Genomic DNA, 18,667 nt, shown 5'->3' with positions numbered 1-18,667 from the left:
GACAGACCCCTGGTTCACCGGTTGTTCCGCCAGGAGCATCGCCGGGTAGCTAAGTCTGGATCGGATAAGTGCTGAAAGCATCTAAGTACGAAGCCGGCTTCAAGATAAGATATCCTCATAAGGGTCGTTGTAGACTACAACGTTGATAGGCTGCAGGTGTAAAGGCAGTAATGTCATAGCCGAGCAGTACTAATTGCCCGAAAGCTTTCACAGGGGGGCGGACTCAGGTCTGCCCCGCACAACTAACCCAGAGGTTTGCTAGATTGGTATCTATGATACGGAATTATTTGCTCTTTTACATCAGGTCAATCCTATAAGGATGGAAAACGATTCATCCGTAACGATATTCAGGTGGTTATAACACCGGGGCTCCACCTCTTCCCATTCCGAACAGAGAAGTTAAGCCCGGTCGTGCCGATGGTACTGCGTAAAAGTGGGAGAGTAGGTTACCGCCGTTTTAAGCAAAGTCCGTATACAAGCAATTGTATGCGGACTTTTTGTTTTTGAACAATCAGATCTCCATTAGGAATGATAAATAACAGAAGAAAAGGATCTTATTATACCAATGAGGTCTTTTGTTTTTATAATACCAATGTTTCTTTGTATATTCGTCATATATTTAGAATAAAGGGAAATCCAGATTCCTTAAGCCCAATAAAAAATCTATCGTAAATAACATCTGAAACATATCTTTCTAACGGAGAATGATTTCGAGAAAAGTAAAGATCTAATAATATTTTATCATGAATAAAGTTTGTTTTATCCTCTTGTTTAGCCTTATCCTTATTTCTAGTCTAAAGAGCCAGCAGAACTATTTTCGGAATCCGATTATTCATGGAGACATGGCAGATCCGTCTGTAATAAGAATAGTTGATACCTATTATGCAACTGCTACCTCTTCCGAATGGGCTCCACACTATCCGCTATTTACTTCAAAAGACTTGGTTAACTGGACGCAGATCGGCCATATATTTGACAAGCAACCCGAATGGACTTCCAATTCTTTTTGGGCTCCCGAATTGTTTTATCATAACGATAAGGTCTATTGCTATTATACGGCACGACGAAAATCGGATGGTGTATCATACATAGGTGTTGCTACAGCAAATAGTCCTACAGATGAATTTACAGATCATGGTCTTTTGGTCGAATTTGGAAAAGAAGCGATCGATGCATTTATCTATGACGACAACGGGCAACTGTACATATCATGGAAGGCGTATGGGCTCGATTATAGACCCATAGAGATCCTCGCCAGTAAATTGTCTGATGATGGCTTAAAATTGATAGGAGAGCCTTTCTCATTATTGAGAGATGATGAGCGAATCGGGATGGAAGGTCAGTACCATTTCAAGAAAGGAGATTATTACTATATCGTTTACTCACCTCATAGCTGTTGTGGTCCGCAAAGTGATTATGATGTATATGTTGCCCGTTCAAAAAGTTTTAAAGGGCCTTATGAGAAGTATTCTGGTAATCCGATTCTGCATGGAGGAGGTGATTATCTATCCTGCGGACATGGAACGGCGGTAGATACTCCCGATGGGCGTTTGTTCTATTTGTTTCATGCCTACTTCAAAGGTGAAGGCTTTTTTGCCGGACGACAACCTGTATTGCAAGAGATGTACATGGGAGACGATAATTGGCCGCACTTCCGTACAGGAACGGTAGGGAAAGCAGAGCAAGCTATGCCATACTTTGGAACAGTGCAGAAAGGAGTTGCTGATTTTGAAGATGGATTCGAAGGTAGTACCTTAAAAATAGATTGGACTTGGAACTTCCCTTATTCAGATATAAAGACTGAAATTCGGAATGGAAAACTTCTGCTTAGTGGCACTCCAAAACAAGGGAATGATTGGGGAACAGCATTATGCTTACGTCCGCAAACTTCTCGCTATACTTATGAAACATTGGTGGATAATAGCAATAAGAGTATAAAAGGGCTTACCATGTATGGAGATGATAAGAATCTCATAGTATGGGGTGTATCGGATGGAAAGTTAGAGTTGAAATCAATAAAAGATGGTCAACAATCTTTGATCTATAATTCAACAATATCGCAGAAGTTTGTCTATCTCAAAGCTCAGGTAGAGAAAGGTTGTTATATGACTTTCTTTTGGAGTAAGAATGGGAAAAGCTGGACGAAGGTAAATGAAATTCCTATTCAAGCCGATTATTTAACCCGTTGGGATAGAGTAGCCCGTCCCGGAATAATACAAGTAGGAGACACTTCTCAGCCTGCTGAATTCTCTTACTTTAAGATGACGAATATAAAATAATAAAGAAACTGCCTTAGGAATTAAATTCTTAAGGCAGTTCCTTTTATGTGATTCTCAAATAGTTTGCTTTCCTACCTGAATACTTACCTTTTTACTCTTGTCTTTTCCCCAAAGCAATGTTAGCTCGAAAGCAACGTTCGAATCAATCGTAACCGATGGAGTTTCATCAGCCGAATTACGTTTGTTAACTTTAAAGGAAACTAAGCCATCGGGGCCGTATGGATAACGCTCTATCCCATGTGCTTCGGTCTGAGTAATATCCCATATTACAGAATGATTGGCATAGTCGGAACGGATACCTAAGATATACTCTATAAATACCGCGATAGGAGGAAGCCCTGTCCAACCCACAAAGTCTTTACGAGCCATAAATCCGGGTTCGGCAGCTTCAGGAGCATAATATTCCCAGAATGTTCCTGTATTCTTATATACTTCAAAAACATTACTGTAATGGTTCTTGGCTATCTCCTTCGCTTGCTTTGTATATCCCTTCTTTTCTAGTCCTGTAATAACCATATAATTTGTTCCCGGCCAAACACCACCTTGCCAGTAGCGTCCTCTTGGGTTATATTTCGGATTATCAGCCGAAAGAGACGGAACTCTGTGCGGACGGTTGAATGTTTTAGGATCGTCCAAATGTTTCACCATTCTATCCAATTGCTTAGCATCTAATACATCGGTATGTAATGCCCAGAATGCAGGTATTCCCATTGTTGTACTCAGGCTGCCATCTGCATATTGATCGTACAGAAATCCTGTCTTTTCGTCCCAAAGATTGTCGTGTACATATTTGGTAAGCATTTTTATCTCGTCCTCAAACTCTTCGATCTCTTGCCAGCGTTCCAGATAGAAACCTATTTCGAGCAATACATTTGCCATCAATATCTGTTGCAGGCATGCATCCAGCCATACCATGTGTCCGTTGCTATATATCATATTATATTGAGGCTGTACACGTGGCATGTTGTCCATACCTGTACCCCAACCGCTTGACCAGTATGTCCCATTAGGCCATGTACGGTTTAGTTTCAGCCATTTGTAATATGCGCATAGTGCCGGAAATATTTTTTCTAAGCGTTCGTTATCGCCATACTGCTTGTAGTATAACATCTCACTCCATGGCAGAAGGTTAGGCCCGGTGCTTGTAGGGTCGTAACGCTCGAAGCAATCTGCTCCATCGGCTTTGATCTCGCGGCAAATGAATCCATCGGGATGCTGTTTGGCGTAGAAGTTATCCAATGTATGTTGGAATGGGAAAAAGCGGTATCCATAGCGTGCAAACATCATCATAAAAGATGAATCCCACATAAAGATATTTCCGTTATAAGCTGTATCCAGATAGCTGGAAACAAAGCCCGAACCTTTTTGTGGCTGACGGATATTGCTGATAGCGATTTGCCATGCTTTCCAATACATCTCTATTTCTTTGGTATGTCCTTCCCAAATAGGACTGGGCAATATATTCTTCGCCTCTTCGAAGCTTTTAGGAATTACTTCCTCTGGTTTTGCTATACGGTATTCATTCTCCGTAACCAAAGCTTCCTTTACATACGTATTTTTGTATGGCAGGTTGTATTTTGGCGGTACCTCTTCCTTTTCTTGAGAGAAGAGGTTGAATGTTACGATACAGCTTAGAATAATTAAACTAACAAGTCTTTTCATCTTAGGGTATTATAATCGATTTTTATTGTTACTTTTTACAAATATACGGTTTTTGTATATGCCTTATAACCTGTATGATATAAATAAAAGGTGACAAAAGTGACACTTTTTATTCTGTTTTTTATCTGTCACCTTTTTCTGTTTTTTATCAAGCTCAACGAAGAGAAGTATCATCTCCGGTAGGATACAAGAAAAAACATTAGACAGCGTCCTTATATAGATAAACTATTTTGCAATATACAACATATTATCAGGAATAATATCTTCTCTGATACTGCGGCTCGAAAGACCTACTTCGAGGAATTCTCCCATATAGTTTTCGAAATACAATAACTTCAATTCGTGATATCCTGCTTCGAGAGCAATCTTTCCTTCGGCACGTTTCAGGCTGTGAGAACCATCGTTGTCAACAACGGCTTGTCCGTCAATCAATAACTTCGAACCATCGTCGGAGAAGGTATAGAATTGATAAACGCCCTTTTCGGGTATTTTGATATATGTTTTGAATACAAATGCCATAGAATCTTTAGCAGTAGCAGAGGCAATCGAAAAATTGCTCATCGTACCTTCTTTTACAAGCCTAGCAGAAGCGATCATATCAGTATGCGTAAGTTTAAAATCGGCTTCGTAATATTTGTACTCTACTCCTTGTTGTTTTACCTGAATGTTTTTAGCAGGCAAATATTCTGTTGCTTGTTCGTCCGCAGAAGACAAGCCTGAAGGATAATAATATTCAAACTCGATACCCTTCGGTGTACGTATCCATGTGTCTAACTGATTTTTGCCTTCATACATTTTGATAATGCGTCCGCCTCTTTCTAGTTTACCGTAGGCGTCGACCCCTGTTGTACGTCCGAATGCGAGGGCTATTCCCTGATCGATTCCTATATAGTCATTGTCATGGTCGTGCCCTACAAACACACCCATTACATCTTTCTTCTCTACCATCGAGCAAAACATTCCTGAATTTATTTCGGGAGAGGCAACGCCTTCTTCTTTATTTCCGATGGTCTTTTCTTTTCCAACTACGTTGTTATACTCCAATACAGGAATATGGAAGAATGCGAGAGCAGGAAGCGGTGTTCCGCCGTTTTGCAAGGTATATTTATCACTGGTTTTTCTGTACCAATCTATCTGATCGAAGTGTATCCAGTCGTAATGACCGTACTTGTGTGCAGATGGTTTGTTGTGCGAGTCGATGCAATACAATACAGCCGCAGTCTTAGCCCCTTTTGATGCCTTAACTTCTAGCGGATAGTTTCCCGATCCGGATAGCTCCGGGCCTTTTTCTCCGATAAAGTAAGGGTAGTTTGCGATAAGATCAAAGACCTCATCACGGGTAAGCCCTGCTTCTTCATCGTGATTTCCCAAGGTGACAGCCCAGGGTGTTTTAGCCTCTTCAAATATTTTACCAATAGATTTCCAGCCTTCTTTGGCAGGCATATCGGTTACAATATCACCCGTAAGAATCGCAATATCCGGCTTTTCGGTTGCCAAAACATACTTTATCACATCTACAGTCTTGCTGCAATTAGGAGAGTTGTTGCTCCAATGCAGGTCTGTAAATTGGGCAATCTTGAAATAACCGTCCTTATTGAATTTCAGTTGTATGTTATTCTTTTGTGCGAATGACGTAATTGCGCAAAAGAGAGTTACGACTATTAGTATACATTTTCTCATGGTCTTTTTCTGTATTCTCTCTGTCATACTGAGTGTAACGAAGTATCTCGCTTCCTTTTTATAAAACTGTTCAGCAACGAGATGCTTCGTGCCTCAGCATGACAAAGATGATATTATTATTTTTTACAATCCTAATAATTTTTTCATCTTATGAAAAATCTGAGTATTCTTATACACTCCTATGAATTCGGATGAACCCGGCCCGTAAGAGAATACAGGCAGCATAAGTGGAGTGTGATCGTCGGTCATATAGCGGGCAGTGAGATGTCCGTTGGCAACATTTCCGTCCACCAGTGTAAGACCTCCTGTTTCGTGGTCGCCTGTTACTACAACCAATGTCTCTCCATTACTATCTGCAAACTCAAGGGCTGCTTTCACCGCCAAGTCGAAGCTTAATGTTTCCATTACAGAACCCGGAAAAGAATTGGCATGTCCGGCATAATCTATTTTTGCACCCTCTACCATCAGGAAGAACCCTTTGTCATTTGTTGTTGATAGTTTCTTGATTGCCTGATTTGTTGCGTCGGCAAGCATTGTCAGCGTTTCTTCCGATGCTGCCAGATCCATTCTTTCGTCAATACAAATAACCTTCTTGTTGTCGGCATTGATATCGTCAATAGATGTGCTGATTCTATACTGTTTTTTCAATTCGTCCAAAATATCCTTACCATCATTCCTATGTGTAAAGACAGACATTCCCGCACCATTCAGAAGGGTTAGTTTTCCATCGAGCAAATACGAAGTTATTTCGTCAGAGTTATCTCTTTCTACCGAGTGTCCGTAGAAAGCGGCAGGGGTAGCATCGGCAACATTACCCAGTGTTACAACTCCGCAGGCATATCCCGCAGCATACATTACATCTGCCATAGAAGGGTATGCTACTCCATCTTCACTCATGCTGATATGGCGGTTGTTGTGTAGTTCGCCTGTCGCTAATGCGCTACCTCCTGCGGCAGAATCGGTCGTATAGGCATCTTTGGCACTGGTGTTTTGCAATCCCACATATTTCATGTTGAATATTGTAAGCCCGTTTCCGTTTTTGTAATTGGCATTATTTACTGTAGCTCCTGCCTGTAGTTGAGCAAGTCCTGTACCGTCACCAATAAGGAATATGATGCTCTTGACAGGCTTGTTGCTTCCATCATTTTTGTAAGTGGGGGTATATACGTTGATACCTTTCGATAGTTGCAGAAGCTTGTTGTTAAAACCTTGAAAACCAACTGTTGTTCTATCCAGCCTTTTGGCACGTGCTACATCATCGGTTATATCTTCATTCTTCCCTATTTGGTAGTTCTTATTGTCGAAATGCGAGAAATAATCGGCACACGCTTCAGGGCGATCGGTATTAATGTAATCTATTCCTAGATTGTGGAATGTATTCCATGCGGTAACGCCATCGGGCGTTCCCCAAAAACGGATAGGCTTGCCCAATGCATGTACTTCATTGATTACTTTTACCACTTTTTCCAACTCTGCTTTTTTAATAGAACCCTTACCGTTCCATACCGAATAGTCGGCAAAAGAAAGGCTTATCATTGCTATTCTTTTCAGCTGTTCGGGCGTATAGTCGGTTTTATATCCATCGAATGAAATGAATGACGGATATTTGGAATAATCTTTCTCGGCAGGACGATTCCCCGATATAACAACCTTTACGGCATAAGGGTTAACCGCAGCGTCGAAAACCTGAGGATAGGCTTTCAGTTTGGATACTAATATATCCAAAGTCGGATTTGCCGGAGTTTTCAGATCTACCAAAAGAATAAGCGTTTTATCTGAGTTTTTCCAAGGTCTTCCTCCGTTTTGTTTAAAAAGATTGACCAACGGGGTGATGTATGCTTCGTCTAAAGTCGGGGCATTGGCTACGTCTTTGAGGTCGTGTGCCACCTTCAATTCATTGGCTTTCCCTGTGGTGTAAATATCAGCTTCTATAGATGCTACTTGCTGTGCATAAGCCTGATAGAACGGCACTCTTTGCTCGTAATCGTTATGAGAGTGAATGAGTATCCGTTGCTGTGCATTGATAGATATACTTATTAAGCCTGTCAATAAGACTAATAAATATAATTTGTTTAAAATATGTCTCATGATTAAAAACCTTTTTTTGATTGTTATTCTGATCGGATCGAAGCTTCTTTTATTGATATAGAAACTTCGTTACACGCAGGATAGCACAAATTCTATAATTATTTTATTTCTATTTGAGCAACTACTACAGAATGGTCTGAAATGAATATATCGTCCAATTTTTCAGGGAGCACACTGTGTTTAGCTACCTTGATGCCCTTGCTTACAAAAACATAATCGATAAACTCACGTCTTTCCATTGGTACTTTTCCAAATCCGTGGAATGTCCAGTCTGTACCGCTTTTCTCTACTGCAATATCTTTCGAATGGATAAGATGTTCAGGACTATTCACATCTGTAACATGCTTGATAACATCCGATTCGGGTGTTGCATTAAAGTCTCCTGTCATAATGATCGGCAAACCGTTAGCAAGAGCGTTTGCTCTGCTTAGCAATAAAGTTACACCTTCCTGACGCGCGATTTTACCCACATGATCGAGATGTGTATTGATAAAGAATAATTGTTTTTTACTGCTTATATCCTCCAGTATAGCCCATGTAGCAATGCGCTCGCAAGCTCCATCCCAACCTTTAGAACCTGCCACTTCGGGTGTTTCACTCAGCCAGAAGTAACCGGATTTTATTTCCTTGAATCTATCCTTCTTATATAATATAGCACTGTATTCTCCCTTTTCGATACCGTCTTCACGGCCAACTCCTATCGCGTTATATTCGGGCAGGCGAGATTTTAAGTCATTCAGTTGGTTTACAAGCACCTCTTGTGTTCCAACGATGTCAGCATTCTGACTCTTTATCGTCTTTGCTGCAACATCTTTTCTGTACTGCCAGTTGTTCAGGCTGTCGTCAGGATTATCGTAACGAATGTTGAAGCTCATTACATTGAGGTCTATTGGCTTGCTATTGCATGAAGCCAATAATACGATTACAGCAAGAAAATAAAATAACTTTTTCATCTTATCAAGGTTTTTATTTTGTGAATAAATTAGATGCCGGTATATTCTCAAACTTCTCGGATGTTGGCTTTTTCCAACCCCAACTCAGGTGCTCTCCTTCGTAATCCTCAAAGTATTGGAGCTTGTATGTGTGGTGGCCTTTTTTCAGGGCAATTCGGCCGGTGGCAGATATGGCTGCATGCGAACCATCGTTGTCAACTATCTTTATATTGTCAATATACAAGACACTGCCGTCGTCGGAGGTAGTCATGAATTCGTAGACGCCATCTTCTGGTACAAAGATAATACCTGTGAATATAAATGCAAAATGATCAGCTTGTTTTGCTCCGTTTATTGACGGTTCGGCTATTATTCCTTTCTCTACGAGAGGTGGCTTCTGTATCTGGTCTACAGCACTGAAGTATCCTTCGTAATAATGAAAGTTTGTACCATTCTCTTTGGCCAAAGCTGATACAGGGTTCTTGAATACAGCCTTTGTGGCTTGAATCGTAAATATGCGGCTCGGGATAAATCCATCTTTGTACGCACGGGCTTTGATCGTTGTAGTTGCAGTTATTGCTATTGGCTCGGAATAGAGAGCCGATTCTTCGGTTGGCTCTTTCCCGTCGAGGGTGTAATAGACTTTCACATCTTTTGTCGCCGAATGCAAATCAACAGTTGTATTGTCAATGAAGAGATCCAGATCCTTTGTTGTATATGGTATCGAAACAATCTTTCCTGTAGTCATCGAATGCGGATAATCAGATTCTGCTATGCCTCTGGACTTGTTTGGAGTAGATGATAAGTTGAAATCGAGTATCCCTCCTTGCATTAGTTCTTGGTAGGTGACATAATTAGCAGCTATCTCTTTTCCGTTGAGAGAAACTTTGTTGATATACATATTCTTTTCAGGGTGATTAGCCTTGATAGTCAATGTTTTTCCGTTCGCTAATTTTATTGTTGCTTTTTCAAACAGCGGAGTTGTCAACGAAAATTCATTCGACCCCGGGCATACAGGGTAAATACCCATACTGCTAAGGATATACCAAGCAGACATCTGCCCGCAATCTTCGTTACCACTGATTCCCTCAGGAGTCGGCTGATACATCTCGGATAGTATGCGGCGGGTCATAGCCTGAGTTTTCCAAGGCTGACCAACATAATTATAGAGGTATGCCATATGATGGCTCGGCTCGTTGCCGTGCGCATATTGCCCTATAAGTCCTGTGATATCCGACATGTGTCCGTCAACTTTCGACTTCACAACAAAGAGGCTATCCAGCTGAGACGTGAATTCATCTTTCCCCCCGAAGAGCTGTATAAGACCATTTACGTCATGCGGAACAAAGAAACGGTACTGCCATGCAGTAGCTTCTGTATACGCACGTCCGGGTTCAAAAGGATTGAAAGGGCTGTCCCAATTTCCGTCCATACGTTTACCTCTAAAGAATTTGGTATGTCCGTCAAATACATTGATGTATGATAGTGCTCTTTCGGTATATACTTTGTAATCATCCTCTTTCCCTAACTCTTTTGCCATTTGCGCAATACACCAATCGTCGTATGCATATTCGAGGAGACATGACACTGACTCTCGTTTTATGTTTGAAGGTATAAATCCGTATTTGATATAATAGTCAGAACCTTTTTTGTTTTTGTCGGACGAAATTTTCATGGCTTCATAAGCCTTAGCAATATCAAAACCTCGTATTCCTTTCATGTAGGCATCGGCTATTACCGATACCGAGTGGTAGCCGATCATAGTGTTTGTTTCTCCTGCAGATAGCGGCCAGATAGGAAGTTCACCCGAGGCATCATACATATCGAGGTAAGAGTTGATAATATTATTTACGAGTGTAGTATCTGTTAGTGTAATGAGAGGGTTCCACGCACGGAACGTATCCCAAATAGAAAATGTTGAGTAATATTTTTCTCCCTCGGGCAATATCCCAACCTTCATATCATGGCGGCGAAACTGTCCGTTTACGTCACTCATTATATTGGGTACTACTTTTGAGTGATATATGGCGGTATAGAAGTTTTTCAAATCATTTTCGCTTCCGCCTTCTACAACGATTTCCGATAACGCTTCAGTCCAAAGGTTACGGGCTTGATTGTGTACTACATCAAAGTCGAAATCTTCGACATCGTGACTCAGGTTTTTTCGTGCATTTTCTTCACTTACAACCGAGAAAGCAACCTTGGCTATAATCGGTGTACCATCCGAAGATCCAAATTTGAGGACGGCTTGTTGATTATTCGTTTTAGGTTTGGCTTCCTTGTCCAGAATGACACCATCGTTAACTAAGTCGAAAGACTGAATGTCTTTAGAAAACTGAGCAACGAAGAACACATACTGATTGATTACCCATCCCTGAGTTCTTCTCATTCCCGACACTTCATTGTTTGCCGATTGCCTGATAACGAGCGAGTCGATAACTTCTTCGGCCAACACATGTGCCATGTCTATAATTATGGCTTGGTTTTTATCTTTCTCGAAGGTGTATCGGTGTACACCTGTATATGTTGTAGCTGTTAGTTCAGCTTTAATTCCTTCTTCTTTGAAATCAACCGAATAATATCCGGGTGAGGCTTTTTCGTCTTGATGCGAAAAGGCAAGAGGCTCGAAAATATAACCTTTCGATACCGGTTTTATGTCTTTGGTGGTAGGATGGAAAAGCACGTCGCCCAAATCGGCACAGCCTGTTCCACTAAGATGAGTGTGCGAAAATCCTAAAATAGAAGAATCGCTATAATGATAGCCCGAACATGCATCCCAGTCTCCAGTACGGGTGTCGGGGCTCAATTGTATTGCTCCATACGGAGTGGTAGCTCCGGGATATGTGTGTCCATGAAAACCTGTTCCGATAAATGGGTCTACATAGTCGATAGGGTTTTTAGGTAGATTTGTACAGCTAATTAAAAATCCAATAATAAAGGTTGATACGAGTATTTTCTTCATTAAGCTTTATATATTAATTACGGTTGCCTCAATTTATCATTAAGAAGGAACTATCCAAAATGTATTTTCTACTTCTGCGACAGTTCCTTCTCTATGACAATATCAAATTTCTGTTTTATTTAAAGTTCGAATATCCATCATTCGGGTTATTAACCAATAAATAATCAGTGTTTTCTATCTCACGTTGCGGAATAGGGAAGTGTGCATCTTTAGCTGGATCAAACGTTCTAGGACCTCTTGGATCGCTTGCCGTTGTTGCAGCAGCATATACTTCCTTTGCCAGTCCCCAACGAACAAGGTCGTAATGACGTTCGTCTTCATAAGCTAACTCACAACGGCGTTCTTTAACCAAATCATTGAATGTAGGAGCCGATATCGCCTTTGAATTGTCTCCGCCAAAAGCTCTTACTCTAACTTCGTTGAATGAGGCAGCCGCTGCAGCCACACCTTTAGTACGATCGTTCGGACCTCCTCCGGCTAAGAATATTTCAGCTTCTGCATGGATAAGTAATACATCAGCATAGCGTAATAGAGGCACATCTGCACCGGTTTCCCAGTTCCAGCCTGTAAGATCATTATATGCAGCAGAATATTTTGTACCCATATATCCTGTACTCATGTCCTTAATAAGAGCACTGGTAAGCGTTGTTTGTTTACCTAAGAAGAAAACATCATCACCCGCACCTTTAAGCGTTACCAGACGGCGAAGGTCTCCGGTTGAAGTCAAGTTTGGTTTCTCGAATGCATCAAACAAGCTTTTGGTAGGAGCAAAGTAATACCAGCCAGTACCACCCGAAAGAGTTCCCGAAAGAAGGATGACAGATGTTACTGTTCCTTGGTTTCTCACCGGCTTGTTCGTAAGATTGAAAAGTACTTCTTCATGCTTTTCTCCTGCCGGAGAGAACAAGTGCGCATAACCGTTATTATTTGTCTTGTCTAAAGAATACTTGCCCGAGTTGATTACTTTTTCTGCGGCAGCTTTAGCTTCGTTATATTTACCCCAATGTGCATATACTTTTGCAAGAAGCCCGTAAGCAGCACCTAGCTGTGGACGACCTTCAGCACCTTTGTCTCTAGTCCAAAGACTTTGTTTCTCGAAATGAGAAATGGCTGTTTTCAAATAACCTTCGATGCGTGTATATGTCTCGGTTTTTGTTTCCCGCGGCTTGTTTATTTCCTGAGGTTTATTATAATCATAGAATGGCAATCCTCCATATCTTTTTGCTAAATGGAAATAAGCAAAAGCACAAAGGAAATTAGCTTCACCAAGAATGATATCTTTGTTTTTGTCAGGCATTTCAATGTTAGGCGCATATTTCATTACGTCATTCGATCGTCTGATAACTTTATACATTATTTTCCAGTTCGAAAACTGTCCGCTTGATGCATTTGTTGTTGTTCTGAATTCGGTGAGGGCTTCATCGTCGCCTTTGCTACGATTGATTACCATATCGTCGCTGGCAGCACCTACCCACCAGTGTCCCCGCCCGAAACCTTCTTCTTCATAAAAAGGGGCATAGGCAGCATCTAACCCTAATTGAGCATCGGCTTCTGTATTCCAAAAGTTTGAAAGCCCGTAAGGTTCCCTATCTAAATCACACGATGTGATAAAAATGAATGGGATGAATAGTAATAATTTATATAGTTTCATGTTTTATTCGATTTAAAAGTTAATATTTACACCCATAATGAAAGTTCTAGGCTGAGGGAATTGTCCTCTGTCCACACCTATTTCGGTAACTCCGTAGCTATCCAATTCATTTGCATAAGTTTCACCTAGTTCAGGGTCGAAGCCTTTGTAGCTGGTGAATGTAAGCAAGTTCTGTACGGTAGCGTAAACTCTTAGTTTTTGCAATCCTAATTTTTTGATTGTGTTTCTGTTGAAAGTATAACCAAAGGTAAGTGTTTTCAGTCTCAGATAATCACCTTTGTCAACATAGTAATCAGACATCCTGCGGTTGTTGTTGGTATCCTTGATTGTAACACGTGGGCCATTGCCTCCGGGGTTGTTTGTTGGGTGATAACGGTCTAGGATAGCTGCAAACTGATTGTAACGAGGATCAACGAACATACCTTCATATTTGATGGCGTTGAATATATCGTATCCGGCAACACCTTGGAAGAAGAAGCTAAGATCGAAACCTTTATACTCAAGGTCGGCTCCAAATCCATAAGTGAAATCAGGGAATCCGCTACCAATATTTGTTTGGTCGTTAGAGTCTATTTTTCCATTACCATCCAAATCGAGGAACTTAAGGTCTCCAACTTTTGCGGCAGGTTGTATTTTTTCTCCTTTTTCATTTACGTAAGTATCTATTTCTTCCTGAGATTTGAATACACCTCCATTTTTATAGCCATAGAAGTGTGCTATCGGTTCGCCCACTCTGGTTCTTGTGATGTTAGTGCCACGGTAAGAACTTGTAAACATGTTTCTGTTACCTGTACCCATTGAAAGAACTTCATTTTTCACCTTGCTGAAATTGCCGTATGCGCTTATATTAAAGTCCTTAACTTTAGTATTGTATGATAAGTTCATATCAAAACCACGGTTACGCACTTCGGCAGCATTTACCATCATACCTCCGTCTACACCGGCTAATGAAGGTACAGGTATCTCTAACAATACATCTGACGATTTTTTGATGAAATAGTCGAATCCGAAATCAAACTTGTTGAGGAAGCTGATATCTAAACCTAAGTCTGTTTGAGTGGTTACTTCCCATTTCAGGTCAGGATTTGCTAATGTAGCCTCATATCGTCCAAAGCCTGCAGTTTCTGTGCTGCCAAAAACAGTGTTGTATCCATCATTATCTGTTGTGTTGGCAATAAGCACTTTGGTAGGGTAATTGCTTCCCATATCCTGATTTCCTAATTTACCCCACGATGCTCTCAGCTTTAAGTTTTGGATTGCCTTTTCTTTCAGGGTTTCAAAGAAAGACTCTTCTGAAATACGCCATCCTCCCGAAACAGAAGGGAAGTATCCCCAACGGTTTCCTTTTGCAAATTTAGAAGAACCATCGGTACGGAAGTTTGCTGATAATAGGTATCTGTCGCCAAATGAATAGTCGATTCGCGCGAAATAAGAATTCATAGCCCATTCTTCACGGCCACCTTGCATCCATGCTATATTGGTTGCAGCAGAAAGATAACGTTGCGATTTATCTTCGGAGATAAAACCTGTACCGCGAGCATTTGTATATTCAGAGTTGAATGCTTCGTAAGAAGTACCTCCCAAGAGCATAAGCTTGTTAAGTCCTATCACTTTGTCATACTTCAATGTAGTGGTTGTGATCCACTTTGTATCTTTCCACCCTCTTTCGGTAAGTTCGTTTGTATTCGACGCACGTCCGGCTTCAGGTACTCTGGTTACAAACCATTTATCACCCCAATCAGACCAATCATAGCCTAAATCTGTTTTGATTGTAAAATCATTTAAGAATTTGTACTCAGCATATACATTTCCAAATATGCGGTCGCGAGTACGTGCACGGTCCGATCTGTCTAATACAGCTACCGGGTTTCTGAGGTCGGCACCTAATTCTCCACTTCCGCTATAGATACCTTTGGCTTTGTTTTCGTATACAGAAACAGATGGGTCGAATTGAAGTGCAGAAGCAATAGCTCCATTTGCTCCCATTTCCGGAACCAGCATTTGCTTAGAGTGTGTGATCATCAAGTTTTCTCCAACCTTGAAATTTTTGAAAACTTCCAGTTCTGTATTGATACGCAGTGTTGTACGATTGAAATTTGAATTCTTTAGAAGTCCGTCTTGTTTAAGATGGGCTCCCATGATATTATACTTGAATTTATCGGAACCTCCTGAGAGCGACAAATCATAATTAGCCTGATAAGCAGCATTTGAGAAAATCTCATCCTGCCAGTTTGTTCTGCTCACTTTTGCAAAATCAGATGTGTAATAATTCGGAGCCGTTTTGTCGTATCCGTCATATTTTATAGCATTGTCGTATGCTTCCAAATGGATCGTATTACGTTGTGCTGCATTCAGAACATCTATTTTTCGTTGGGCCATCGATACTCCATGATGAGTATTGAATGCAATATTCACTTTATCAGATTTACCTCCCTTTTTAGTCTGAATAATAACAACTCCGTTTGCTGCACGTGAACCGTAGATAGCCGCAGATGCAGCATCTTTCAATACGTCGATACGCTCTATGTCGCCCGGATTGATATCGTTCATATTATCAGCCGGCATACCGTCGATTACATAAAGTGGTTCGTTGTTACCAAATGTACCCATCCCACGGATACGGATAGAAGTTCCCGATCCCGGAGCTCCACTACTTTGCAGTACGGTAACACCCGACATACGACCTTGCAGCGCACTATTGATACCGCTTACTGACATATCGTTCAGGCTCGACATTTTTACGGATGATACCGCTCCTGTCAGGTCGGCTTTTTTCTGTGTTGTATATCCCACAACAACAACTTCGTCCAAAGTTTGAGTATCTTCTTTAAGAATGATGTCTAAGGTGCTTTGATTTCCTATTTTTACTTCTTGAGGAACAAAGCCAACATAGTTAAATGCCAGAACTGCTCCGCTGGGAACATTTATAGAATATTTTCCGTCAAGGTCGGTGATTGTTCCTGTTGTTGTGCCTTTAACGGCGATACTAACCCCCGGAAGCGTGAAGCCTTTTTCATCTTTGATGACTCCCGAAATTTCACGGCCTGTTTGTTTACTATCTTTTACTTCGTTTGTTCCGGCAACAGATAATATAATCTGATCATCTACTATGGTATAAGTGATGTTCGAATCCTCGAATAGAGAATTTAGTATTTCATTTACCGGTCTGTCTTTTACATTTATCGATACAATCTTATCTGTATTGATAAGCTTGTCGTTGTACATAAAATGGTAAGAAGACGCTTTTTCTATTTCTTTTAGTACAGAGCGGATAGCCCCTGTTCTATTGATAGAGATGCTGTCTATCCGTTTCGATTGGACGGTGAAGGACATTAAAAATAGCCCTAAAAATAAGAGATATTTGCTTTTCCCTCCTAAAATAAATTTTATTAATGTCATGGTATATTTTTTTTAAGATTAATGTTGAAAAATACGGGTTCAGATGGAGCAAAAAAATCCAGCCCCCTTAGAAGTAAGTGGTAATGTCTTTTCATAAATTTTCTTGTTTTAAAAAACATCATACAAATGAATATCCTTATTCTTAAGGAATCACTTCGACGATATTAAGTTTTAATTAAAAGGAATAACACATTTTGTTCATACTGGTTCGATTTTAGGTTTTAAATTTTAGATTTAAGTTTCTGAGTTAATATTATTTTTTGTCCTTGTCTTTTCCATTCCAATTGAGGTGTACTCAATGATAGCATGTTCATTATCTGATATATTGATTCATCTTTGATCGTCGCCGTAAAGCGATATTCTTTCAGGCTTTCATCTTGTATCACAATATCTACCCCATAAACCCTATTCAGCTTTTGTACGACTTCCTCGAGCGGCTTATTATTGAATAATAAAACCCCCTGTTCGTAAGCGTCATACTCGTTCGGTGTGCTGTTAGATATTGTATATTTTCTATCTGTTTTGTTAAATACCAATCGGGTATCAGGTTTCATTGTTATCGGGTGATTCAGCCTTGGAGAATTAAAATCTACAATGCCCCGTTCCAGATAGACCTGTATTGTATTATCTGCATCATAATCTCTGACCGAGAATTTAGTTCCGTATGCTTTTACCCTTGTTCCGTCTGTTGTTTCTACATAGAAAGGGTTCTTCGGGTTTGATTTCACCTCAAAAGTTCCTTCACCATCTAAAATAACAAGCCGCTCTTCATCAGAAAACCGATCAGGATATTTTAGTGTCGACCCTGCGTATAGAGATACTTTCGACCCGTCGGGGAGAGAGATATTTACTACTTTGGCATTTGTTGCAGCTACTTCGTTATAGACCACAGGGCCTGTCTTGTATTTATCTATCAGCAGGTATGTGAAGCCCAATATCAAAGGAATTGTGATGATTGCAGCCGAATTGGCTAACCAGCGACGCCAGTTTATTGTTTTCTTCTCTGCCAAAGAGAACGGTATTTGAGGGATCTCTTTATTTATAGACAGTGCTTCCGAAGCCTTATACACGAGATTCCATTGATGGAATATCTTACGTGCTTCGTCAGAAGACGACAAAAAGTACTCAAACTCTACTTTTTCTTCAGAGCTTAGTTCTTTGTTGTGAAACTTGAATATTAGCTTTTCAAATTTTTCTTTATCCATAATAGAATTTAGTGGCTTCTATCTATAAGACAGATAACTCATAGGTCACCCTATGAAAAAATTAATTTTTTTTGAAAAAAAGGAAAAGAAGAACGTATGGTAGGAAATCTTTCAATGATACCGATAATATAATCAGTGACTTATGCATGTATGATTCTACTGTTTTTATCGAAATGTTTTTTCTTTCGGCTATTTCTCTATAAGTAAGATGTTCAAATCGGCTCATTCTGAATACTTCCCTGTACTTTTCGGGGAGTTCATCTATTGCTTTTTCAATCAAACTTTCCAATTCTTCAACAGAATATAAATCGTCAGAAGTGTAGGGGTCGTACGTATTCAATATATACTGCTCGTAAGTCATTTGTGTTTTTTGCTTTTCTATCAAATTGAGGCAGTGATTTCGTGTTGCTGTAAGGAGGTAGGAACGCACAGAGGTATTGATGAATATATTTTTTCGGTCTCTCCACATCTTTAAAAACACATCGTGTATGCAATCTCTAACAGAGTCTTGATCCGATATGTATCTGTTTGCAAATACGCATAATGGTGCATAAAAAAGATTATATAGCCTGTCGAAGGCATTGTGATCATCTTCTTTTATCAGATCAAACAATCTATCATATGTGTTTTCCCTCTCCATTCGAAAACTGATATATAACAAACATCCTGCAAATGTAGGATATATTTTTAGGCTTAAATGTTAATTAAGAAAATAATATGTAAGATTTCCCTTATCTTTATACCTTCCTTATATTCAGAAAATAGAAGGTTAATCTTTAATCTTTAAATATAGACCTTGAAGTAAAATA

At 40.1% G+C, this 18,667-nt stretch carries 10 protein-coding genes and 2 rRNA genes; 3 read left to right on the top strand and 9 right to left on the bottom strand.

Annotated features, from left to right (window positions below):
• From HMPREF9456_RS12760 to HMPREF9456_RS12750, 3 genes are all read left to right on the top strand, one after another.
• A 23S ribosomal RNA gene (locus HMPREF9456_RS12760) occupies positions 1-214 on the top strand; the annotation flags it as partial.
• A 133-nt stretch (positions 215-347) separates the two neighbouring features.
• Positions 348-458: ribosomal RNA gene (rrf, locus tag HMPREF9456_RS12755) — 5S ribosomal RNA — on the top strand.
• A gap of 285 nt (positions 459-743) precedes the next feature.
• The gene (locus tag HMPREF9456_RS12750; protein WP_006843951.1) at positions 744-2,279 is read left to right on the top strand and encodes a family 43 glycosylhydrolase; all 1,536 of its coding nucleotides are present in this window, start codon (positions 744-746) and stop codon (positions 2,277-2,279) included.
• A gap of 54 nt (positions 2,280-2,333) precedes the next feature.
• On the opposite strand, the gene HMPREF9456_RS12745 is transcribed toward HMPREF9456_RS12750, so the two are convergent.
• The 9 genes from HMPREF9456_RS12745 to HMPREF9456_RS12705 all read right to left on the bottom strand — a co-directional run bounded on the left by HMPREF9456_RS12745 (position 2,334) and on the right by HMPREF9456_RS12705 (position 18,498).
• The gene (locus tag HMPREF9456_RS12745) at positions 2,334-3,941 is read right to left on the bottom strand and encodes an MGH1-like glycoside hydrolase domain-containing protein (protein WP_006843950.1); all 1,608 of its coding nucleotides are present in this window, start codon (positions 3,939-3,941) and stop codon (positions 2,334-2,336) included.
• Positions 3,942-4,166: 225 nt separating this feature from the next.
• Positions 4,167-5,621: a PA14 domain-containing metallophosphoesterase gene (locus HMPREF9456_RS12740; RefSeq protein WP_006843949.1), complete on the bottom strand. Its 1,455-nt coding sequence runs from the start codon at positions 5,619-5,621 to the stop codon at positions 4,167-4,169.
• Between the two features lie 123 nt (positions 5,622-5,744).
• Positions 5,745-7,709: an alkaline phosphatase gene (locus HMPREF9456_RS12735; RefSeq protein WP_006843948.1), complete on the bottom strand. Its 1,965-nt coding sequence runs from the start codon at positions 7,707-7,709 to the stop codon at positions 5,745-5,747.
• Positions 7,710-7,807: 98 nt separating this feature from the next.
• Complete coding sequence (locus HMPREF9456_RS12730; RefSeq protein ID WP_006843947.1) at positions 7,808-8,662, bottom strand: endonuclease/exonuclease/phosphatase family protein; 855 nt, start codon at positions 8,660-8,662, stop codon at positions 7,808-7,810.
• Between the two features lie 13 nt (positions 8,663-8,675).
• On the bottom strand, positions 8,676-11,603 hold the full coding sequence (locus tag HMPREF9456_RS12725) for a GH92 family glycosyl hydrolase (RefSeq protein WP_006843946.1): 2,928 nt from the start codon (positions 11,601-11,603) through the stop codon (positions 8,676-8,678).
• A 115-nt stretch (positions 11,604-11,718) separates the two neighbouring features.
• Entirely contained in the window at positions 11,719-13,254 is a 1,536-nt protein-coding gene (locus tag HMPREF9456_RS12720) for a RagB/SusD family nutrient uptake outer membrane protein (RefSeq protein WP_006843945.1), read from the bottom strand.
• 12 nt (positions 13,255-13,266) lie between these two features.
• On the bottom strand, positions 13,267-16,653 hold the full coding sequence (locus HMPREF9456_RS12715) for a TonB-dependent receptor (protein WP_006843944.1): 3,387 nt from the start codon (positions 16,651-16,653) through the stop codon (positions 13,267-13,269).
• A 221-nt stretch (positions 16,654-16,874) separates the two neighbouring features.
• Entirely contained in the window at positions 16,875-17,858 is a 984-nt protein-coding gene (locus HMPREF9456_RS12710) for a FecR family protein (protein WP_006843943.1), read from the bottom strand.
• Between the two features lie 61 nt (positions 17,859-17,919).
• Entirely contained in the window at positions 17,920-18,498 is a 579-nt protein-coding gene (locus HMPREF9456_RS12705; protein ID WP_006843942.1) for an RNA polymerase sigma-70 factor, read from the bottom strand.
• Positions 18,499-18,667 lie beyond the last annotated feature (169 nt).

Source organism: Dysgonomonas mossii DSM 22836, assembly GCF_000213575.1.
Taxonomy (GTDB): Bacteria; Bacteroidota; Bacteroidia; order Bacteroidales; family Dysgonomonadaceae; genus Dysgonomonas; species Dysgonomonas mossii.
Note: the sequence above shows the minus strand (reverse complement) of the source record. Positions and strands in the feature narration are given on the sequence as shown.